Origin of the sequence: Wolbachia endosymbiont of Rhagoletis cerasi (genome assembly GCF_018454475.1) — a bacterium.
In the GTDB taxonomy this organism is placed as follows: Bacteria; Pseudomonadota; Alphaproteobacteria; order Rickettsiales; family Anaplasmataceae; genus Wolbachia; species Wolbachia pipientis.
On record NZ_JADCNC010000009.1, the window covers coordinates 1 to 23,077 of the forward strand.

The following is a 23,077-nucleotide window of genomic DNA, read 5'->3' on the forward strand; positions in this document are numbered from 1 at the left end:
TTTTTCGATTAAAAGCTCTACCATCTCTCTGCCACTTAAAACAGCATAATGTAAAGGAGTGAGTCTAAGTTGCTGAATATTCGCTGCCTCTACTACCCCTCTTTCCCTTGTATTACTTAAAGCAGAAAGACGTGAAAAAGCTTTTTCACCCTCATCTACCGCATTAACCTCTGCTCCAGCTACTATTAACTCCTCAATTTGCCCTATATTACCCTGTACAACAGCATTAAAAAGTTGTTCATTTAACTCTCTTTGTTGTATTTCGTTCATAAATTACCTCTAATTTGTTAGTATGCTAGATGATAATGCAGTATAAATATTTGATATTTATTAATATTACTACACTTACATTATATATAAAATTTTTAATTCAATTCATCATCACCTGCAACATCAGCAAGCCAAACGCCTCCCTTTTTTCGTTGAGCGTCATAAAGCTTTTTCTATATACTTCCACAATCTTTGCCTCTTTTCCATGAGAGTTTCTATTGCATCTTTGTCATAAGATGAGCACAAACCTTTTTTGCTATAAATTTACCTTAGTTTTCCTTTTTATTCTCAAATGAATTGGTATTAATTTAGTAAAATATATTACTAATAACCTAACCGATACAACCACTTTCAGCAACTTAAAATAACAAGCGTGAGAACAAGTTTTTTTGGGATCAGTTGGTCTACCGCTTGTTCTGTGCGAACTTTTCTTTATAGTAATTTTATTATAACGCAAAACTAGCTATATTAGCCTACTTTAACCACATTTATATATGAATTAATTTGCTTAGCTTTGTTGTAATAATTTTACGTTTTTGTTTTTGAAACACCCCTTTTACGTAAAAAACTCTCACAAATATACGTACTTTTTTTGTGTTTTGTGAAGAAAGTAAATAATTGAATTGCTGTTAACGCTAGTTACTGTAATATTCCTCCCAGAAACGCTCCTGAACAAATATTGCTTGTACCGTTGAAGACGAAAAGATTTATGGTTAATCTTATTAAATTGATAACTTATTTGACTAAATAATTGCATAGTGGTATACTAAGTTAATTAAGCTTGTAGTAAGTAAGAAATATGCCAGGTGTTATTGATAATCAAAATTCTATTAGCGATGATTTTGTAAATATTAGCAATACTTTAATAAAAGAGGTCTTAATTGAAAAGCTCGGACCAATTAAGAGTGAATTAGAAGCTCGAGATGAACATGATCTCGACGCGCTTTTGAATCAAGACATTTCTAGTTTAATTAAAATATGGAAGAATATAGAGCGTTCTGAGAATAGTGAGTTAAATGATGCTTCTGACCTTGCCGATCTGATAACAGGACAAATTGCAGAATTTGATAAAGAAAAATTACTAGAAATGTGTACTCTCAGTAAAATTGCCTATGGTGATGGGGACAGGAAATTAAAGAAAGATGAATATGAAACTAAAAGGCAGTTTGAAGAAGCAGGTTATCAAATAATAAAATTTTATGACAATGAACTCATTCAAGATAAATATTGCTCGGATAGTGATTATAAATTAGAACAACACAATGTCGGCTATGCTTTGACGGGTAGCAATTCATACAATCGAGATGTTGGTTATGTTTTTATTAAAGACAAGGAAGTAACTATAGCTTATCATGGTACTCGCGATTTGAATGATTTGAAGGAAGATCTTCGTGCATCTTTGACTAAGTTATCATTTTTATCTGGAGATAATTATATCCACTCTGGTTTCTACTCTTTATTCAAACGCTCTTGGCCCAGCGTACACAAGATATTACAAGGGCATGCTAATGATAAAGGATTAGAAGGAATCAAAAGTTTAAAAATTAATGTTACAGGTCATAGCATGGGAGGTGCTCTTGCTACTATAGCTGCTTTATGTCTTGATAAAACAGAAGAAGCCAAAGACATTAATGTTGCAACTTTTGGCTCCCCAAGAGTTTTCTACAATGATGCTGCTGAAGTTTACAGTGAGTGTCTTGGAAAGAAGACTATTAGAGTAGCTTGTCAATCAGACCCAGTACCATGTCTGCCACACGGTAATGCTGGTGCGCATTATAAACATGCAGGTAAACCATTAAAACTAGAAACGGATAAAGTTCTAGATTATTTAGAGCCATACTATCATAAAATTGATACCTATTATAAACTTATTCGGGAAGTAAAGCAGGAAAATTTTAAATCAGACAGCAATGCATCTAGGTATTTTTATATTTCTTACGTGCTTAGTCCATTTTACCACTTAATAAATTGTCTACTTAACTTTACATGTATAGATGGCGAGAAATTCTTTGAAGAAGTCAGGGAAGAAAATAAGGATATTAAGCTTTCTGAAATACCGATTGAATATGCCCCAAAATTAGAAGAAAAATTGAAACAAGAAGAACAAGAGTGTGATGAGCTTAATGATAAAGTAGCTCAATTGACTCAAGACAAGAGTCAACTAAAAGAAACGCTAAAGAGTACACAACAAAGCTTGAATGAAAAAACTGAGGAACTTAACAGCAAGGATCAAGAGCTGAATGATGCGAACCAAAAGCTGGAAGAGTTTAAAAATACACAAGCTCAGTTTGCGCAGGAGAAGAAAAAGCTAAATCAAGGCTTGGATGCAAAAGCTAAAGAACTTAAGAGTACAGGAGCTCAGCTTGCAGAGAAGGAGGAAAAGATTAGCAAGCTAAATAATCAAGTAACTAAATTTACTGAAGAAAGCAGTAAGCTTAAAGAGCAATATAAGAACATAAAAGTTAACCTTGAAAACAGCAAGACAGGGCTGGATAATGCAAATGAAAATATTTTAAAATTAAAAGAAGATTTGGAACAAGCAAAACAAAAGATTGATGATGCAAATCAAAAGGTTTCACAATTACAAGCTCAGTTAGAACGAGAGCAAGAGAGTGCAAAGCAAGAATTGGCTAAAATAACTAGGGAATTTGAGAGCAAAGAAGCTAACCTTGAAAACAGCAAAAAAGAGCTGGATGATAAAAATAAAGCCTTGAATGCAGAAATTCAAACATTTAAGAGCACACAAACTCAGTTGGAACAGGAGCGGGATAGTGTAAAGCAAGAATTGGTTGGCAACACTAGTGAAGTAATTCAACTTGCTCAAGAACTTGAGGAAACAAAAAAACAACTCGTAGAGGGGAAGAAAGAGCTAGATGTTGCAAAGAAAAATATTTCACAATTAGAAAAAGATCTAAAGCAAGCAAAACAGCTAGAAGGGCACCTGAGTAGTGCAAAGCGAGACTTAACTAACAAAACTGGTGAAGTAACTCAGCTCACTGAAGAAAACAACAAACTAAAGAATGAGCTAAAGCTGAAAAAGCCCAAAAATGAAAATAACGACCCGAAGACAAAGCTGCAGGAATCTGAAACCAAAAGTAAAGAACTAGAGAGTCAAGTTAAAAATCTACATGAACAACTTGAAAGCAAAAATAGGGTGGAAAGTCAAATCCAATGTTTGCAGGAACAACTTGAAGGTAAAAATAAAGAGCTGAATAGTACAAAGAAAAATGTTTCACAACTAAAGCATGAGACATTAAGTAAACAAGCAAGTATTGATTGTCTTACTAAAAAAGAAATTCAACTTTTATCAGAAAATAGTCGGCTCGCCAAAGAAAAAGATCTCAGCCTGGGTAATGAAAACAAAAAACTCTCAGCAGTAAATGCTCAAAGTAGAAAGCAAGTAATCTATGCTTCTGTTTCTTTTTTGTTATCTGTGGCATTTGCTGTTGGTGCAAGTTTAACAATGTTTCATTTAGCAATGTGTATTTCACTTGCTGTAGCTGCATTAACTTTTCTTGCAGTAGGATGTTACTGTTCGTATGAAGCAAATACAGCGCTTAGCAATGTTGAAATTGATCAAACAAACGGTATCGATCTTGCAGATGCTAAAAAATAGTTTTTAAGGTTTTAAATTATACTCGTCCCACCACTTGTACCGTTTGAACTTTCTTGTATAATAGTTTGACTATATCGCAAAACCAGCTATATTAGCCTACTTTTGCCACATTTAGGTACGAACTAATTTGCCCAACTTCGTTGCAACAATTTTACGCTTTTATTTTCACAACGCCGCTTTTATTTAAATTATTCTCACAAATATACTTACTTTTTTGCGTTTTTGGGGAAAGTCAATAATTAAAAATTTTGTGATGCTGAAGAAAGGCATGTTTCTATTGAATTGCACAAATATGCTCCTTCTACCGATCAAGCAGAGCAACTAAAACAATCGCTCGTAATTTTCAGGAAGACATATAAAATTCTTGACTTTTGTATCAGGCATATAATGATTAAAGGCGTGTTTTAAACTAAGGTAAAATTATGAATTTAAGTGAGTTGCAAGAGATATTAAGTGCAATAATACAAGATGGTGTAGATGAGAGTAATGTTATTGATAGAATAGAAAATCAGCTAAAAGAACAAGATTTTGACATAATATTTTCCGATATGGATGTAAAGACTACTTTACTGCATGTAGCTGCTTCCATGGATCGCTTAAGAATAGTTGAATATCTTGTAGGTAAAAAAAATGTTGCTATTGATTTACAAGACAAGGATGATCATACTCCCCTACACAGTGCTGTTCGCAAGAATAATTTCAGTATAGTTGAATATCTTATAAAAAATCATGCTGATCCTAATGCAAAGAACAATCACGGCTTTACTCCTTTGTACTTTGCTGCCTTTAAGGGTTACTTAGACATAGTTAAACATCTTGTAAAAAACGGAGCTACTCTTGATCTACAAGACAAGGATGGTGATACTCCTTTATATGCTGCTGCTTCAAAGGGTCACCTAAACATAGTTAAATATTTTATAGAAAAAGGAGCTAATCCGAATATGAAGAACTATCGTGGCACTACCCCCTTATATGCTGCTGCTAAAGGTGGTTACTTAGACATAGTTAAATATCTTGTAAAAAACGGAGCTACTCTTGATCTACAAGACGATCGTGATACTCCTTTATATGCTGCTGCTTCAAAGGGTCACTTGAACATAGTTGAATATCTTGTAGAAAACGGAGCTACTCTTAATCTAATTGGTAGTATCACTTTATACTGTGCTGCTTCAAATGGTCACCTAAACATAGTTAAATATTTTATAGAAAAAGCTGATGTTGAGACAAAAAACAGTTATATCTACACTGCTTTCTATTTTGCTATTTCAGAAGGTCACTTAAACATAGTTGAATATCTTATAAAAAATCATGCTGATCCTAATGCAAAGAACAATCACGGCTTTACTCCTTTGTACTTTGCTGCCTTTAAGGGTTACTTAGACATAGTTAAATATCTTGTAAAAAACGGAGCTACTCTTGATCTACAAGACAAGGATGGTGATACTCCTTTATATGCTGCTGCTTCAGAGGGTTACTTAGATATAGTTGAATGTCTTATAAAAAAAGGAGCTAATCCGAATATGAAGAACTATCGTGGCACTACCCCCTTACATGCTGCTGTTAAAGGTGGTTACTTAGACATAGTTAAATATCTTGTAAAAAACGGAGCTACTCTTGATCTACGAAGCAAGAAGGGTGATACTCCTTTATATGCTGCTGCTTTAAGTGGTCACTTAGATATAGTTGAATGTCTTGTAGAAAACGAAGCTGCTCTTAATCTACAAGACAAGGATGATAATACTCCCTTACACGCTGCTGCTGAAGGTGGTCGCTTAGATATAGTTGAATGTCTTATAAAAAAAGGAGCTAATCCGAATATGAAGAACTATCGTGGCACTACCCCCTTATATGCTGCTGCTAAAGGTGGTTACTTAGACATAGTTAAATATCTTGTAAAAAACGGAGCTCCTCTTAATCTAATTGGTAGTATCACTTTATACTGTGCTGCTTCAAATGGTCACCTAAACATAGTTAAATATTTTATAGAAAAAGCTGATGTTGAGACAAAAAACAGTTATATCTACACTGCTTTCTATTTTGCTGTTCTAGGAGGTCACTTAAACATAGTTGAATATCTTGTAAAAAACGGAGCTGCTCTTAATGTGCAAGACTCGATTGGTAATACCCCTTTACACCATGCTGCCACTAAGGGTTACTTAAACATAGTTGAATATCTTATAAAAAACGGAGCTGCTCTTAATGTGCAAGACTCGATTGGTAATACCCCTTTACACCATGCTGCCACTAAGGGTTACTTAAACATAGTTGAATATCTTATAAAAAACGGAGCTACTCCTGAGGCAAACTATCGTGGCACTACCCCTTTACACCATGCTGCTTTAAAGGGTCACCTAAACATAGTTAAATATTTTATAGAAAAAGCTGATGTTGAGACAAAAAACAGTTATATCTACACTGCTTTCTATTTTGCTGTTCTAGGAGGTCACTTAAACATAGTTGAATATCTTGTAAAAAACGGAGCTGCTCTTAATGTGCAAGACTCGATTGGTAATACCCCTTTACACCATGCTGTTTTAAACAAGCACTTAGATATTGTTAAATATCTTGTAGAAAATGGAGCTGACCTTAATGCAAGGAATTATAATAATAAAACTCCTTTAGATGTTGCTAATGAAAATGGTTGCTTAGATATAGTTAAGTATTTAAATGAAAAGAAGGTTGCCGCTGATGCAAAGAATAATGCTGACAAAGCTCCTTTATATATGGCTGTTGAGAATAGTAAACAGGGTATAGTGCAAGCTACATAAAACGCGGAAGCCAAACATATCGCTAATAAAGCGGTAAAAATTGGCTTCTCTGTAGGCATAATAACCATGTTGACAGTGGCTATTGGATGTTTTGCTGCGAATGTTGGGTTATCAATGTTAGTTATAGCTGGCATAGCTGTAGCTGCTGCGTTGGCAGTTGGAACTGTTGCTGGTAGTATTACATATGTAGTATCGAAGCCTGGCAATGAACTAAATGAAATCAGTATAAACGAAAAAACATTTGTTCGCCAACCTACTTATAGTGGATAGAAAAGTTTACTAAGAAATATCAAAAACCATACAGTGTAGATATAACTGTTTTTGTCTACAGAGACTATAGCTAACACAAGAAAGGTCTACTTGGGTGCTGAGAGCGGAATCAACTTTTATTGATTAATACCGTCCCTATATTATTTCAAGTCAAGCTTCCCTTGGTTAGCTAAGAAGAATTGCAAATACGTTGCTGCCTTATGCCTACAACAAACTGAAACAATCACTTATAATTCTGGAGATGGTATATAAAATTCTTGATTTTGACATCAGTCATGTAATAATTAAGATATGAATCTTTAAGATGAGGTGAAATTATGAACTTTGGTCAGTTACTGGAATCATTAATAAGTGCTATAAATAAGGAACATATAATGAACAGAATAAAAGAAGAGTTAGAACAACAAGGTAAAGATTCAGAAGATGTATATGAAGAGTGGCTTGACAGTAAATTGGACACAGAATACGCTTCCGCCATGTTAGATTCTCAGGAGGATATAGGTGTAGAAGAGACATTTCTGTATGCAGTTGTCTGCCTTGGTAAATTAGAGACAGTTAAATATCTTGTAGATGAAAAAAAAGCTAACGTTGATGCAAAGAGCAGCTCAAGCTGCACTGCTTTACACTTTGCTGCTGAACGTGGTTACTTAGATATAGTTAAATATCTTGTAGATAAAGAAGCTAACGTTGATGCACAGGATAATAATGGCTGCACTCCTTTGCACATTGCTGCCCAAAATGGTCACTCTGACCTAGTTAAATACTTTATAAATCAAACAAAGGTTGACGTTAATATAAGATCAGGTTGTGGTTGCACTCTTTTACATTTTGCTGCTGAAGGTGGCAATTTAGAGGTAGTTGAATATCTTGTGAGTAAAGGAGTTAACGTTAATGTGAGGGATGATTGGGGTTATACTCCTTTACACTCTGCTGTTGAACGTAACAACTTAGGTATAGTTAGATATTTTGTAGAGGATCTTACAGGCGAAAAAGAGGTTTACATTGATGCACAGAATGATGATGAAAGTACCCCTTTACACCTTGCTGTTGAATGTGGCTACTCAGATATAGCTAAATATCTTGTAGAAAATGGAGCTGACGTTGATGCAGTGGATGTTAACAAAAAAACTCCTCAGATATCGTTGATGAGTATAGTCATCCAGGTGTAGTTAAGTTTCTTAATAAAAAGCGTGTTGCTTCTGATGCAAACAGTAATGTTCCTTCACAGGCTGCTAAAAGAACTAAACTGGATAAAGTGCAAGAAGATAATATTGAGTTACTTATAACATCCATTTCAAAATTAAGTCGGACTGAAGGTATCACTGATAAGATGTAGCATTAAAGCCTAGTAATAGGCTAAGCGAGTCCAACGTAAGTAGGCAACATCCACTGATACATCTTGACAGTAGATGGGTTTTTGTATAACTAATTGTGTTTAGTGACAAATTAAATATGGAAGAGCTAAAAAAATGTGGTTGTGAGACAAGTGCTGCTAGGTGTAGTGGTAAGAGCTAAATATAAACAATTCAATAGCATAGGGTAGAAATATGATACATTATAAGTGGTTAGAAATATTAAGTGCAATAAATTCTGACAATGATTTAAATAGGGATAACATAATTGAAAAAATAAAAGAGAAGTTAAAAGCAATAGATCCAACCACGTATAAAGAGTGGAAAAATTTTAATTTTAATGTGAATTATTGGATAAACAATTGCGCAGAGAGATGTACTCTATTGCATATCGCTGCTGGAAATGGTTATATAAAGGCAGTGAAGACTCTATTGGAAATAGGTGCAAAGGTCAATGCAGTAGATCTAGATAGGATGACTCCGTTACACTTAGCTGCCGAAGGAGGTCATGCAGAGGTAGTAAAAATCTTAATAAACGCAGATGCAAAGGTCAATGCAGTAGATCTAAACAGGGTGACTCCGTTACACTTAGCTGCCGAAGAAGGTCACGCAGAGGTAGTAAAAATCTTAATAAACGCAGATGCAAAGGTTAATGAAGTGGATAGAATGAAGCGTACTCCATTGCATATGGCTGCTAAAAATGGTCATATAAAGACAATGGATGCTCTATTAGAAAAAGGTGCAGAAATTAATATAATAGATAAAAAGGGGTTGACGCCATTATTTCTTGCTGCCGAAAATGGTCATAAAGAAGCAGTATGTGCTTTAATGGAAAAGGGAGTAGATTTTTTATTGGGAAATAAAAATAGAATCCTAAAGTACTTAGAAAAACTAACCAAAAGTGATAATTTAAAACAGTTTCGAAAAGAGCAAAGGGATGATGAATATGAATCACTTAAATACTCATTGCTATGTCGTGATGATCATTCTTTAGTTGATATTGTTGGAGGAGATATATTCAATAGCTTAATGCATATACGGCTTGCTGGCATATCTGGTCTAACACCAAGTCAAAGAGAATTAAATAAAGAATTATTCAGTATCCTCCAAGCATACCTGTCTTTTAGTGATGAAGGTGATTATAATGAACATGGTTATATTGTGAGACTTAGAAATTTTTTACAAGACAATGGAGATAATCAAGATCTAGAAAAAGTCCTTAATCTTAGAAGAGGAGAATCTAAATTAACAGTATTACACATAATATCAAGTATAGCTGGGGTAGAAAAAGAATATGACGATTCTGTAGCTTTACTTTTGAAGGCAGGAGCTAACCCTAATGTAAAGGATGATAGAGGAAAGACACCCTTGCATTATGCTACTGGACCTAATAGTATAGCTTCTCTTATGGAAAAAGGAACTAATCTTAATGAGCAGGATAATGAAGGAAAAACACCCTTACATTGTATTGCAAGCACTGATTACAATGATCTCATCTCTTCACTTCTGGACAGTGGAGCTAGATCTGATATATGTGATAAACAAGGAAAGACCCCACTAGACATAGCAATTGATAATTGTAACTACTATGCTGAAGGTTATCTTTTAACTGAGGATCACGAAAGGTTGCAGCAAGAATTAGACTGTATTCTTGGTGGTGTTGACAAAGATAACCCTTCTTCTCTAAGTAAAGGTCTTACTGTATTAGAAAAGTTTTTGAATGAACGCAAGGGTACTCAAGACTTAAAGAGAGTTTTAAGCCTTCATAACAATAAAGGGAAGTTACGAATCTTTCAATATATCAGAGATGTTTTTCATAGTGATGAAACTTGTTGTAAAGAAGCAGAAAGATTGTTGCTGGCAGCAGGAATAAAAGATTTCAAAGGGTTAGATAGTGAAAAGCATCTGCTTAAATCTAGGACTCTATGGGATAATTTAATACTAGACCAGCAGGCAAAGTTAGAAGTGTTTTTAGATGAAGTAGGTAAAGCGCAAGACATGAATCAATTAGAACAAGTTGTAAACGAAGCTATAAAGTCTGGAATAAGGTTTAATTTTCCTCATTAAGGAAAGCTATATGGAAAGATGTATGAAGATAAGTATAACTTTATGGATTGTGTGATGAAAAGAATAAAAGAGATTAGTGAATTAGAAAAGAACTCCAAGGTTGCTAGTGATATAATATGTAAATTAGTATCAAAAGGAGCGGTGTGGTATGTTGTAGATAGTATGTATGTGCTCAATACACTGGAATTAGAATTTGAAGATCATGAAACTAATATGATAAAAGCTCATGGAAGTTGTGCAAATCTTACTCTCAAGTTTATGGAAGTTGTTAGAGGTGCAACTAATGGTAAGTTAAAAGATGCAAAAATGGACAACTCTACTTTCTACTTAGAGTATTCAGAGGATAGCATAATAGATGTCGCAAAGATAACAGATGGGGCAAGGAGCTTAGGGTTAACTCAAGGAAAAATAGAATACGGAAGAGATATAGTAAAGATCGGTAAAAGTGAGGTAGAAATTATAACGGAAAATGGCATAAGGCATTACACTAATCTTGCAGACAATAGTAATATAGTGTTAACTTTCTCTACTAGTTTAGGAGAATTAGAAGTTAATTTGTACCCTGACAAGCAAGATAAAATAATAGTAGAAGTTAGTAACAAAAAGGAAATACTGGAAAAGTTCAAAAATTGTAAAGAAGAATTAGGTGAGAATTGCTCGCTTGGTGGATATTGGGTCTACGATGCTATTAAACAGGGATATTTTGAAAGGTCTGGAAAACTTTGTCAATCTTTTGAAACAATTAGTCTATCTAAAAAAGTCTCGGAAGGAGTCAAAGCAGCGGTAAAAGGTTTAAAGTGTGGTGATATAGTGAGTTCTTCATCCAGTAATATATTTCCTCCAAAAGCGATTATGCAGGAAGGTAAAGCAAGAGTACCAGGAGCATGAACTCAAAGTTGCTTAGGGTCAAGTTTTGAGTATTTTACTAAAATAGCTTTAACATTTTTTGGGGAATGTTTTAAATCCTATGGTGATGTTAAGTTAATAGCTTAAGAGATATTCTAAAGGAGTTATCTTATTTAAAAAATTACTTGGACGCTTATAGTTTTTTGAGCATAGCCTTTCATGTTAGATTCAAAGAAGACTGAATAGGCTGCTCCACACTTTCTACTTTCTCGAGCTTGGTGTTGGGCTTAAAGGTATTGACCTTACCCAGAAAAAGTGGAGAGAAAGTTTGGAATGTTTTTCACAAAGAGAATGATGAATCAAAATGCTCAGGAATGCAATAGTTAATAGTGACGTTGTTTGTTATAAAAAATTTCTATGTATTCAAATATTGCAGTTCTAGTTTGTTGAGCAGAGTGTTGTGAAGTATCAATAAGTATTTCTCTTTTCAATGAGCTAAAGAAGCTTTCCACAACAGAATTGTCGTAACAACAACCTTTATGACTCATCTATGTTTTTTATGGATAAGAGATATTGATAACCTTGCGAAGTATATTGTGAACCTTGATCACTATGTAATAGTAGATTTTTGGCAGGTTTACGCTTGTTAACGGCCATTAATAAAGAGTCCATAACCAATTGTTTATTTATTGAACTGCTCATTAACTACCATGCGTGAATATAGATCGATTATTGTTGCCAAATATAGCCATCCTTCTTTGGTTTTTATATAAGTAATCCCATACTTTATTTGGTTGATCGACAATAAAGTTTTGGTCTAATATATTGGGAGCTACTGTCCGTTTGTTGTTTCTTAATTTTAAATTTTCTTCTCAATATAGCCTGAATACCATTTTTCTGCATAATACTTTGCACTGTTTTTAAGTTGCAACTTTTACCCAAAGCCTTCAATTCAGCATGAATTTTAGGAGCTCCATATCTACATTTAGAAACTTGATATATTTTTTGAATAGCTGCGAGTAGCTCTTTATTTGCTGATTCTCTACTGCTTATTTTTCTTGTGGTCCACTTATAGTAGCCACTAGCAGAAAATCCTACATAATTCCTGTACTTTATAGCAGTTACTATATAAAAAAATATTTTACTCTTTTTGACTGGCCAGGGCTTTTTTTTAAATGTCTCTTTCCCTTGTTACTTTTGCTAACTCTTTCTGTAAATCAAATCTCTCTTTGTCATAAGGTGCTACATCTGGAAATGCATTTGCCGCTGACTTTTTTTCGTTATATTTCTTCATCCATTTTCCTAATACACTATCCCTTATTCCTAGATCTCTTGCTACTTTTGCAACTGGTTGACCTACCTTTCTTTGTTCATTTGCCAGCTTAACAGCTTCCAATTTGAATTCTGCCGTATATTCTCTTACCATTTCTAATCCTCCAAAATTTTATTTTACCCGAAAAAACTCCTTTCTTTCTCTCCACTTTTTCTGGGTAAGGTCAAGAAGCCTATTGTCTAATTATGTACCTAAATTTTATTACGGCACTTTCACTACTACTTTAACGAGTGAGCTACCTTTCTATAAAAGACCTATCGACTGTTGCAATTATAGGCGTAAACAAGAATGATAAAAGAGTACGAGATTGAGTAACTATGTACACTTCTGCTGGCATACCAGGGTATAGGTATACGTTTTTAAACTGAGCAAGCTCTGGTTTTGGTATCACTACACGTACTGAATAATAACGCCCTAGCCTTGGATCATCAAGGGCATCGGGAGAAATATTGCTTACTATACCATTAATTAAACTTAAACGACGTGCACTGTAAGCACTTAAACGAACTTTAACCTTTAGCCCTTCTAGCCCATCAATAGAGACTATGTTGCTATCTTTCTTTTGTGCTGACAGTATCTCTTCTATGTTTCTGGTCTGAATTTTAGCATCTATTATTAGGTCATCATCCGATGGCACTACGCTCATGATCGGAACTCCAGATTGTATAACACCACCTTCAGTATGGTATCTTATATCTGTGACTATCCCATCTTGAGGCGATTTAATTATTGTACGTGCTAATGAATCTTCAGCAACCATCAGTCTCTCTTTCAAGTCTGCAATAGACGTACTAACTTCCTTAAGTTCAGCGTTTGCTCTTTCTTGAGAATCATTTCTCACGTTTATAATTTCTAATTCGTTCTCTCCAATTTTTTGCTGCACTTGAGATATTGCAGAACGGTAATGTCCAACTCTGCCTTCAATTTCAGCAAACTGCTTTTCTAAAGCTAAAATGTGTGGTTTGCTTATATGGCCACTATCAAGTAATTGTCTTTTTGTTTCCAACTCCTCAGTTATCAAGTCATATTGCTTATGAGCTGCATTTAGTTGAAAGTTTAGCCCCGCTAATTCATCATTTAACTGCTTTATACGTTGTTGCAGTATGTCTGTTTTTCCCAATATGCTCTTTCTCTGAGAGTTGAACAACTTTACTTGATTCTTTATCGCTTTATTTACAAGTTCATCGTGAGATAATTTTTTAACCTCATCAGGAAACTCGAGCGTGTCCAAATCTACTCTGATTGCAAGAAGCCTTGCTTCTGTTGCTAAAAATGATAAGAGCTTCTCTTTGATGATACTTAAATTCGCCTTCTCGTTAACATCACTCAACAAAACTAGAGGCTCATCTTTTTTAACTGCTTGACCCTCTTTTACTAAAATTTTGCTTATTATTCCTCCGCCCAAGTGTTGAACTATTTTTCTATTTGAAGATACAATAACTTCTCCACTTGCATGCACCGCACCGTCAATTGGAGCTATAGCCGACCAAATACCACCTATCCCAAAAAAGATGAGTATTACTACCAGACCAAAAAATAGTGGTCCCCATGTTACTTTCAGGACTTCATTTACGTTATTACTTTCGCGTTTTAAAATAAAATTTATCACTGCATCAATCAATGCAAACGTCTTATCCAAAAATTTTGGGTACTTCTTCTTTTTATTTTTTGCTCCTTGCATATTTATATTATCACCATGGCCAATCAAGCCTGTCAAAGAAAATCCAGCGCTAAGCTTTTTTAACTTACTTATCATAATACTACTGTGAATTTGTGTTAACTCAAGATAACACACAAAAACAAAGAATCTATAATTTAAGCATTCCATTTAGACTGTAGAGCACCAGAATAAACTATTTAGTAACAATTCCTGCATCAACTATGTTTTTAAAATTTTTTGACGTTTAACTTTATTATAACTTTTTCTTTATTTTGTGAATATCTGAGTTACTTATATTATGTAAGAAATCTATTGCCAACTAGTCAATATTCTGTTAGGAATTAAGATAATATAAAGTTATTATGCTTAAATTGGAAAGCAGAAAGTTCCTGATTACTGGCGCATCAGGCGGAATAGGGCAAGCAATTGTAAAAATTATGCACAAAGCCGGAGCAACTTTATGTATTTCTGGCACAAAAAAAGAAGTGCTCGAAGAAGTTGCTAAACAATATGAAAAAAACATGCATGTACTCCCTTGTGATTTATCAAATGCTGAGGAAGTAAATCAACTAATAAATAGAGCAAGTGAGCTGATGGAAGGCTTTGACGGGCTCGTATGCAATGCGGGTATTACGCGAGACAGTTTATTATTGAGAATGACAGATGAAGCATGGCAAAAAGTAATTGATATTAACTTGAGCTCTACATTTAAGCTGAGTAGAGAAGCATGCAGAAAACTAATTAAGAATAATTGGGGAAGAATTATAAATATTTCCTCAATAATAGGGCTGACAGGAAACGCCGGGCAAGCAAATTATGCGGCGTCTAAAGCTGGAATAATAGCTATGAGCAAATCCATAGCAAAAGAAGTTGCAAGTCGTAATATAACAGTAAATTGTATTGCTCCTGGGTTTATAGATACTAAAATGACTGAAGTTTTAAATGAAGGACAAAAGGGAAAAATATTAGATAATATTCCAATGAAAAGAATGGGAACAGGGGAAGAAATAGCAGCAGGGGTCTTGTTTTTAGCAAGTGATGAAGCAAAATATATAACAGGGCATGTGCTCAATATTAATGGTGGGTTATTTATGTAGCAACACTTATGTATGGACAAATTATAATTTTTACTTTAAAATAAAAAATGTGTAGGTGTAGGTTTAGGTTAATTTATTACTTAGAGGCAAAAAAATGAGCTCTATAATGGAATTTTTTAGTGTTTTTTGCGTAGTATTGCTTTTCTCTTTCTCAGGTTATGCAGCTGACCCTGATATGGATGACACAACTAAAGTAATATGCAATATTATTGGTTATGTTTGGGGGATAGGCGGTCCACTTATGACGGTAGTAATAATTGGTGCAGCTTTGCTTGCAATATTTGGCAGGATGCCGTGGCCAGCCCTCTTTGCTCTTGGCATGTTCTGTGGTGTATTTTTTGGCGCTAAAACTATCATAACGAAAATTATGCCCAACGTAAGCGATGAAGCAAAAACTATGTTGGAAAAGTGTGGACAAAAATAATCCAAAAAGTGCAGAAATGCTTTTTTGTTATCCATTAAACCGCTTCATATCTTCAACTTGCAACAAATAAGGGCTATCTTTTGGTAAAGTTTTAACAGCTAGCTCAGCATATTTTGTAAATTGCTTTAAATCACCTTCAATACAAGCCTTTTTTGTCAAGGCAAAATAATGCATTGCCGTATCAGCTTCACATTTATATGCAATGCTTAAATACTTCCAGACAAAAGCGTTATCTGGTTCTACATTCAAAATCTGCTCCAGGTAAAAAATCGCCTTTTTTGCATCACCGTGTAATAATAAAGTATGAGATAATGCAAGTTTCACTAAATAACTGTTTTTCTCAGATAAATACCTAAGCGATTCCTCATACATTTTTATTGCTTCACTTAAATTTCCGGCCTTGTATAGCATTTCTGCTTTTAATTCATATAGGTATGGGTCATTGCGTGACTCTTGAATCAATGAATTAACTTTAGCAATAGCCTCTTCTATCTTTCCTTGCCTATAGCAAACTATAGCATTTACATACTCAGAATTATTTTCATATTTATTAGATAACACATGAATAGGAGCAAAGAAAGAGTCTAGCTTGGCAACCACACGCTCAAACTTTAGTAACTTATCCGCAAAAATTGGTTTTACGTTGTTTTTAACCTTATAATTTTGTACAGCAAATATACGTTTCTCACTAAGTGGGTGAGTGCGGAAATATTCCTCGGTGTTCTCATGCTCAATACTTTTAAAATAATCAAAAATCTCTTTCATACCTGAATTATCATAGCCAGATTCATCAAGATACCTTAAAGCATAGCTATCTGCTACACTTTCTTGCTCTTGAGAATAGTTAAAAAATAGCCTTGAACTAAACGCTACACCACTAAGCAAAATTGCACCAGCAACCTGAGGGTTAATGATAATACTAGAAACTAATCCTACCATATAACTAATCATTGCTATCGATTGAAAATAACCCATAGCACTACTCATTTGCAATATATGACCAGCAGATATGTGAGCAATCTCATGTGCTAATATACCAAGCAGGACATAAGGTTTAGCCGAATATTGTAAAAGTCCTAAATGAATGAAAATACTGTTATTGTTAATTACAAAAGCATTAATCGAATTGTCATTAATTATAAAAACTTTTATTTGCTCATGATCAATATCCGCAGCAGAAAATAAAGGTTGCGCTAGCTCTTTCACTATTGCTTCCACTTCACTATCTCTAATAATGTTAATAGAGTAAGCATTATTACAATATGCAAAAAAGAACAATAAGGTCAAAAACTTAGCAACTCTAAACATGAAAATTCTGTGCTTGTATAATTTATAGAAATTCTATATTTTAACACTTAAATTATACAAATTTATAAACGCTAGTTTAAATTTTTAACGTAACTGATAAGTTTGTCGATGGTAGTTAACTTAATTTTATGTTGTTCAGCAAATTTAAGTAACTGAGGTAAGCGCATCATAGAGCCATCATCATTCACTAATTCACAAATAACTGCTGAATGATCAAACCCTACTAACTTCGCCATTTCAACACTCGCTTCAGTATGACCAGCACGTTGTGCCACCCCACCTTTATGTGCAATTACAGGAAAAACATGACCTGGAGTTATGATGTCATCCTGAGTACCATCCTTGTTGATAGCAGCATGTATAGTTTTCGTTCTATCCTCTGCTGAAACACCGGTTGTAATGCCATAACGTGCATCAATTGATGTAGTAAATGCGGTATGATTTTCACCAATATTTTTCTTTTCCATGAAATTAAGGCCCAACCTTTTCATGTGAAATTTAGTCATTGCTAAGCAAACAACCCCTGTACCGTACCTAACCATAAAAGCCATATGTTCCGGCTTTATTTTCTCAGCTAAGACAATCAAATCGCCTTCATTTTCTCTATTTTCATCATCAACTAAAATGAATAATTTACCGGAACGAGCATCCTCTAATACATCTTCCACAGAAGAAATACCTGGTAGACTCATTGAAGCATAAGTGGCCTGTACCATAATAATTTACTTAAATTCAATCTTAACTATTTTATACAATTTCTCTCCATTTGGCACTGTCACTTCCACATATTCACCGACTTTTTTGCCGATTAAGGCACTCCCAAGTGGTGAACTAGTAGATATTAACTGCTTTGAAACATCAGCTTCATATTCGCCTACAACCTTATAAACATATTCCACTTCACCGTTATTATCACTTAACATGCTTAATGTCACAGTTGCACCAAACATTACTGAATCACCAGACAAATTTTTTACTTCTATTACTTCCGCATGTGAGAGCTTACTTTCTATCTCCATTATACGGCCTTCAATAAAACCTAACCTTTCCCGTGCTGCATGATACTCTGCGTTTTCAGACAAATCACCTTGATCACGAGCATCAGAAATAGCCTGTATCACAGAAGGTTTTTCTTCCTTTAATTTTTCAAGTTCGGCTTGCATATTCTCAAAACCTTCCCTCGTCATAGGAAATTTATTAATAATGGATGAAGCCATAATCACCACCTAAACGCAATTAAATTGAGTAACGAAATTACTCACAATGTTAAAAATATCACCTTTTATATCATCACTCATGTCATTTGACAACTTTTTTAAAACCCCAGGGTGTACAGTATGAAAATAATTAATAAGATCATGTTCAAATTTATTAATGTAACTTATTTGTATTTTACTTAACTGATTATATAGGTTAGAAAAAATATACATCAGCACTACTTGCTCTTCTATTGACATAGGTAAATGTTGTTTTTGCTTTAATAACTCGACAAGATATTTACCCTTATTCAAGGATAATTGAACACTAGCATCAAGATCAGAACCAAATTTTGCAAAATCTTCTAATTCTCTATACTGAGCTAAGCTTAGCTTTATAGAACCAGCAACTTTCTTCACAGACTTTAGTTGTGCAGCAGAACCAACCCGTGAAACTGACAAACCTATATTTACTGCAGGTCGAAATCCTTTATAAAATAATTCAGACTCAAGAAAGATCTGCCCATCGGTAATTGAAATAACATTTGTTGGCACATATGCAGATACATCACCAGCTTGAGTTTCGACAATTGGCAAAGCAGTTAAAGAACCCTGCCCTTTTTTATCAGACATTTTAGCAGCTCTTTCAAGCAAGCGAGAATGTACATAGAATATATCTCCAGGGTAAGCTTCACGACCAGGAGGACGTCTGAGCAATAAAGACATCTGCCTATATGCCACAGCATGCTTAGATAAATCATCATATATAATCAAACAATGCATTCCATTGTCACGGAAAAATTCCCCAATAGTGCAACCAGCATAAGGTGCTAAAAATTGCATAGGCGCGCAGTCAGATGCACTAGCCACAACTACAGTTGTATACTCTAATGCTCCGCTTTCTTTCAGCTTATTTACCACTTTTGCTACTGTTGAAATTTTTTGCCCAATAGCAACATAAACACAGTAAACTTTTTGATTTTCGTTTACCTCATCGTTAATCTTCTTCTGATTGATAATAGTATCAAGCGCAATAGTAGTTTTACCAATTTGTCTATCACCAATAATTAATTCACGCTGCCCTCTACCTATTGGAATTAGCAAATCTATAATTTTAATTCCTGTTTGCAGTGGCTCATGCACAGACTTACGATCAATAATGCCTGGCGCTTTAGATTCTATATCCATTCTGTTTTTGGCTCTAATTTCCCCACCGTCGTCCATAGGATGGCCCAACGCATTTACAACTCTCCCTAACAATTCATGCCCTACAGGCACCTGCACAACATCACCACTACATTTTACAACGTCCCCTTCTTTCACATCACGGTCATTACCAAGCACAACTATTCCAGCCGTATCATGATCTAAATCGAGAACTATTCCTTCTACACCACTTGCAAAAAATACCTTTTCACCGAATTTTGCTTTTTCCAGCCCATAAACCAATGCGATACCATCTGTTACTGAAATTACTTCACCTATATTTTCCCGCTTTATAGGATTATCAAACGTCTCAACCTTTTCTCTTATTATACTTGCTATCTCAGAAACATTCATACTGTTCTTCATACAAAATTCCTTACTTTTAATATTTCCATTTTACTTAAGTCAACTAACCTATCCAAGTAACTTTTTAGCGAAGCATCGATCAAATTAAAACCATACCTAACTACGAAGCCACCTAGTATAGAAGGGTCAACCACATTGCTTACTTTTATTATTTTACCAAGAAAGCTCAAAGATTCAGTAATTATTTTTATATCAGATTCCTTTAAAGTTTCTGCTGACTTTATAGTAATTTCGAATTCATTTTCATTTTCTCTTGCAAGACTTAAGAATTTTTCTAATATAAGGATCAATAAACTAGAGCGTTTATTTGCAAATATAACCATAATAAATTTTACTAAATTCTCACTCAAGTGCTCATTTATAGAAAGCATCACTTCTTTTTTGTGTGCAAAAGAAATCATAGGATGAGATAGGTACACAAAAACATCACGTTGATCCTTAAAAAAAGCCAACAAAAATTCTACTTCTTTCCTTATAATACCTAACCTGCTTCCTGAGACATGAAATAGCACTCTAGCGTAAGATGAAACTAAATTATTGTATTGGGTCTTTTTCATATTAAATCCAGTAAATCTAAATTAATTCAGCTACAAATCTTTCATTCTTCAATCCAAGCATTTTTTATATAAACAGGTCTTCTCTTTAAGGAAAGAAAATATAAATCATATCTGACTGAATAATCTAAAAAACTAAGGTTTTTACTTAAGAAATACTTAGAAGAATTTATAATAGACTGACATTGAAGATGAGATATCGGTATTTCTTTTCCAAGTAAACTTGTTTTAACTTCTATAAAAATCAGCTCCTTTTTTTTAGATACAATTAAGTCAATTTCACCGAACTTACAACGGTAACGGCGTTTTATAACATTATACCATTTCAGTTTTAAATATACTAAAACTAATAACTCGCCAAAGTAACCTACAAAGTAGCGTAACCTACTTACCACAAGAAGAACAATTATGATAACAATTAACTTTGTGTAACTACTTTGCCTCCTTCTTTATTTTTACTATAAACCTTACCTCTTGCTGCAATATCCCTATCAACCAGTTCTATCACTGCCATTGAAGCGCAATCACCCTTTCGAGTGCTAAATTTTATTATTCTAGAATACCCACCTTTACGATCTTGATAACGGCTGGCTAAGACGTTTAATAACTTATCAACTGCTAACTTACTATTATGAAGGCGTGAAAGCAAAAGTCTTCTACCATGTAAAGTATTCTTATTCTTAGCAATTGTAATAAACTTTTCGACATATGGACGAAGTTCCTTAGCTTTTGGTAAAGTAGTTACAATCTGCTCATGGTTAATTAATGAGATAGATAGATTCTTTAACGTCGATAATCTATGTTCAGTACAACGAGATAGTTTACGTTTTTTTATTCCATGTTTCATATATCACCTAATCTTCATCAGTATGTTGTTTAGCCAACTCATCTATATCCTTAGGTGGCCAGTTTAGCACATTCATACCCAAAGACAAGCCAAAATTAGTCAAAACTGCCTTAATCTCATTCAAAGACTTTCTGCCAAAATTAGCAGTTCTTAACATTTCACCTTCTGTCTTTTGCACAAGATCACCTATATAAGTGATGTTTTCGTTTTTCAGACAGTTATGAGACCTGACAGATAATTCCATTTCATCTACCTTACGCAATAAGACAGGGTCATAACCCAAATCTTTAGCACCACTAGACGAAGAAACCTGCGATTTTTTATAACTTACATCAGAACTAATAAAGGGCTGAAGTTGCTCCTGTAATATTCTTGCAGCAGAGTCAACAGCTTGACTCGGAGAAATTGTACCATCAGTTTCAATTGACAATATCAGCTTATCCTTATCAGTCACTTGGCCAACACGACTGTTCTCTACCCTGTACGAAACCCTGTTGACAGGGCTATACAAAGCATTAACTGGAATAAAACCAATTAAATCCTGTTCACTCATAAGCTTCAAAAGTTCATTTTCTTTATATTTAGTTACAGGAAGATAACCTTTTCCGCTAGCCACATATATGGTCATGTTAAGCTCCACATTTTGCCCCAGCGTACATATTAACAAATCTTTATTAACAATAGAGCATTGATCATCAGTTTCTATCATCCCAGCTAATACCTGGCAAGGCCCTTTAGCGTTTAAATTTAAGCATTTATTAGAAGCACCATTTAATTTACACCTCAACATACCCATATTTAATACTATATCAGTTACGTCTTCTCTCACCCCTTGAATTGAAGTGAACTCATGAGTTACACCTTCAATTTTTATTCCATAAACAGCACTACCTTTAAGAGAAGATAACATTACACGTCTTAATGCATTACCTAATGTTAAAGCAAAACCACTTTCCAACGGTTCTAGCACTATATCACTTTTTTCACTTGAATCATCTGATATTACCTTAACTGAACTAGGTTTAATCAATTTATCTAAATTGCTACAGAGAGAAACATCATTATTATAATACATAAAACAACCTTTTCAAATATCCTATACTCTTCTTTTTTTTCTTAACCTGCACCCATTATGAGGAATTGCGGTTTTATCTGCAATTGAAGTCACAGTCAACCCACAGCTCTGAAGTGCTTTAACCGCAGCTTCGGTACCAAAGCCAGGACCGCGAATTATTACAGAGACAACCTTCATACCAAATCTCTCCATTGCGTTCTTCGCAGCAGACTCCGCAGCCTTACCTGCAGCATAAGGTGTGGATTTTCTCGAACCTGAAAAACCACATGCACCCACAGAAGTTTGACATAGCGTATTACCATGAACATCAGTTACATTTACAAAAGTATTATTAAAAGTTGCACGAATATGGACAACACCAGTAATAAACTCCTTCTTACTCTTACTAACCGTTTTGACTTTTTTCATTAAAACTCACGATAATAATAAATTTTATTTTTTCCCAGCAATAGGCAACCGAGATCTACCTTTACGAGTCTTAGCATTAGTATGAGTCCTTTGCCCTCTCACAGGTAAACCTTTTCTATGTCTCACCCCTCTATAGCATCCCATTTCCACTAAAGATTTTATGTTCATAGCCACTTCTTTTCTGAGCTCACCTTCTATAACATAATTTTGTCTAATGAAACCGCTGATCTTTTCTATATCTTCATCTCGTAATTCTGAAACACGTTTGCGCTTATCAACTTCGCAAGCGTGACAAATTACATTCGCAGTAGCAATACCTATACCATATATATAAGTTAATGCAAAAGGAACACATTTCCTCACTGGAATATTTATGCCTGCAATACGTGCCACTGGTACCTCGATACTTTATTA

The 23,077-nt window shown here is 34.4% G+C and carries 20 protein-coding genes and 1 pseudogene; 8 read left to right on the forward strand and 13 right to left on the reverse strand.

The features are described 5' to 3' along the window. Positions 1-270: ankyrin repeat domain-containing protein (locus INQ25_RS02295; protein WP_213862988.1), on the reverse strand; the 270-nt coding region annotated here is incomplete at its 3' end. Positions 271-1,069: 799 nt separating this feature from the next. Between INQ25_RS02295 and INQ25_RS02300 the strand changes: the two genes are divergently transcribed. From INQ25_RS02300 to INQ25_RS02325, 6 genes are all read left to right on the forward strand, one after another. Then, positions 1,070-3,886 carry a lipase family protein gene (locus INQ25_RS02300; RefSeq protein ID WP_213862989.1) on the forward strand — a complete coding sequence of 939 codons (2,817 nt, stop codon included), beginning with the start codon at positions 1,070-1,072 and terminating at the stop codon, positions 3,884-3,886. Between the two features lie 422 nt (positions 3,887-4,308). Next, a complete protein-coding gene (locus INQ25_RS02305; protein WP_213862990.1) occupies positions 4,309-6,654 on the forward strand; it encodes an ankyrin repeat domain-containing protein in 2,346 nt (781 codons plus the stop codon). A 66-nt stretch (positions 6,655-6,720) separates the two neighbouring features. Beyond that, positions 6,721-6,924: a hypothetical protein gene (locus INQ25_RS02310; protein ID WP_213862991.1), complete on the forward strand. Its 204-nt coding sequence runs from the start codon at positions 6,721-6,723 to the stop codon at positions 6,922-6,924. A 317-nt stretch (positions 6,925-7,241) separates the two neighbouring features. Further along, on the forward strand, positions 7,242-8,093 hold the full coding sequence (locus INQ25_RS02315; protein WP_213862992.1) for an ankyrin repeat domain-containing protein: 852 nt from the start codon (positions 7,242-7,244) through the stop codon (positions 8,091-8,093). Between the two features lie 378 nt (positions 8,094-8,471). Next, positions 8,472-10,343, forward strand: coding sequence for an ankyrin repeat domain-containing protein (locus INQ25_RS02320; protein WP_213862993.1), 1,872 nt, complete (start codon positions 8,472-8,474; stop codon positions 10,341-10,343). A gap of 18 nt (positions 10,344-10,361) precedes the next feature. Further along, positions 10,362-11,231, forward strand: a complete 870-nt coding sequence (locus INQ25_RS02325) for a hypothetical protein (protein ID WP_213862994.1) — start codon at positions 10,362-10,364, stop codon at positions 11,229-11,231. A 298-nt stretch (positions 11,232-11,529) separates the two neighbouring features. Here INQ25_RS02325 and INQ25_RS06940 read toward each other — a convergent pair. Both INQ25_RS06940 and INQ25_RS02350 read right to left on the reverse strand, forming a co-directional pair. Further along, positions 11,530-12,615, reverse strand: a pseudogene (locus tag INQ25_RS06940) (IS3 family transposase). 142 nt (positions 12,616-12,757) lie between these two features. Beyond that, positions 12,758-14,278, reverse strand: a complete 1,521-nt coding sequence (locus INQ25_RS02350; RefSeq protein ID WP_174516815.1) for an HlyD family type I secretion periplasmic adaptor subunit — start codon at positions 14,276-14,278, stop codon at positions 12,758-12,760. A 266-nt stretch (positions 14,279-14,544) separates the two neighbouring features. Between INQ25_RS02350 and fabG the strand changes: the two genes are divergently transcribed. Together fabG and INQ25_RS02360 are read left to right on the forward strand one after the other, a co-directional pair. Further along, positions 14,545-15,279: a 3-oxoacyl-[acyl-carrier-protein] reductase gene (fabG, locus tag INQ25_RS02355; RefSeq protein ID WP_015589136.1), complete on the forward strand. Its 735-nt coding sequence runs from the start codon at positions 14,545-14,547 to the stop codon at positions 15,277-15,279. A 94-nt stretch (positions 15,280-15,373) separates the two neighbouring features. Then, on the forward strand, positions 15,374-15,703 hold the full coding sequence (locus INQ25_RS02360; protein WP_155968336.1) for a TrbC/VirB2 family protein: 330 nt from the start codon (positions 15,374-15,376) through the stop codon (positions 15,701-15,703). A 27-nt stretch (positions 15,704-15,730) separates the two neighbouring features. Here INQ25_RS02360 and INQ25_RS02365 read toward each other — a convergent pair whose 3' ends face one another. From INQ25_RS02365 to rpsM, 10 genes are all read right to left on the reverse strand, one after another. After that, entirely contained in the window at positions 15,731-17,011 is a 1,281-nt protein-coding gene (locus tag INQ25_RS02365) for a M48 family metalloprotease (protein WP_174515763.1), read from the reverse strand. A 71-nt stretch (positions 17,012-17,082) separates the two neighbouring features. Continuing rightward, positions 17,083-17,727 carry a 3,4-dihydroxy-2-butanone-4-phosphate synthase gene (gene ribB / locus INQ25_RS02370; RefSeq protein WP_007549343.1) on the reverse strand — a complete coding sequence of 215 codons (645 nt, stop codon included), beginning with the start codon at positions 17,725-17,727 and terminating at the stop codon, positions 17,083-17,085. 6 nt (positions 17,728-17,733) lie between these two features. Then, positions 17,734-18,228, reverse strand: coding sequence for a transcription elongation factor GreA (greA, locus tag INQ25_RS02375; RefSeq protein WP_007549342.1), 495 nt, complete (start codon positions 18,226-18,228; stop codon positions 17,734-17,736). A gap of 9 nt (positions 18,229-18,237) precedes the next feature. Next, positions 18,238-19,779 (reverse strand): F0F1 ATP synthase subunit alpha, encoded by a 1,542-nt coding sequence (atpA, locus tag INQ25_RS02380; RefSeq protein ID WP_012673176.1) that lies wholly within the window; start codon positions 19,777-19,779, stop codon positions 18,238-18,240. Next, the gene (gene atpH / locus INQ25_RS02385; RefSeq protein WP_010962742.1) at positions 19,776-20,336 is read right to left on the reverse strand and encodes an ATP synthase F1 subunit delta; all 561 of its coding nucleotides are present in this window, start codon (positions 20,334-20,336) and stop codon (positions 19,776-19,778) included. Before atpH ends, atpA begins: the two co-directional genes overlap by 4 nt. A 41-nt stretch (positions 20,337-20,377) precedes the next feature. Then, entirely contained in the window at positions 20,378-20,728 is a 351-nt protein-coding gene (locus INQ25_RS02390) for a YraN family protein (RefSeq protein ID WP_012673177.1), read from the reverse strand. 23 nt (positions 20,729-20,751) lie between these two features. Further along, entirely contained in the window at positions 20,752-21,180 is a 429-nt protein-coding gene (gene rplQ / locus INQ25_RS02395) for a 50S ribosomal protein L17 (RefSeq protein WP_007550873.1), read from the reverse strand. A 7-nt stretch (positions 21,181-21,187) separates the two neighbouring features. Further along, on the reverse strand, positions 21,188-22,255 hold the full coding sequence (locus INQ25_RS02400) for a DNA-directed RNA polymerase subunit alpha (RefSeq protein WP_012673178.1): 1,068 nt from the start codon (positions 22,253-22,255) through the stop codon (positions 21,188-21,190). A 21-nt stretch (positions 22,256-22,276) separates the two neighbouring features. Beyond that, positions 22,277-22,663: a 30S ribosomal protein S11 gene (gene rpsK / locus INQ25_RS02405; RefSeq protein WP_015589137.1), complete on the reverse strand. Its 387-nt coding sequence runs from the start codon at positions 22,661-22,663 to the stop codon at positions 22,277-22,279. 24 nt (positions 22,664-22,687) lie between these two features. Continuing rightward, positions 22,688-23,056 (reverse strand): 30S ribosomal protein S13, encoded by a 369-nt coding sequence (gene rpsM, locus INQ25_RS02410; protein WP_010962745.1) that lies wholly within the window; start codon positions 23,054-23,056, stop codon positions 22,688-22,690. Positions 23,057-23,077: the final 21 nt, after the last annotated feature.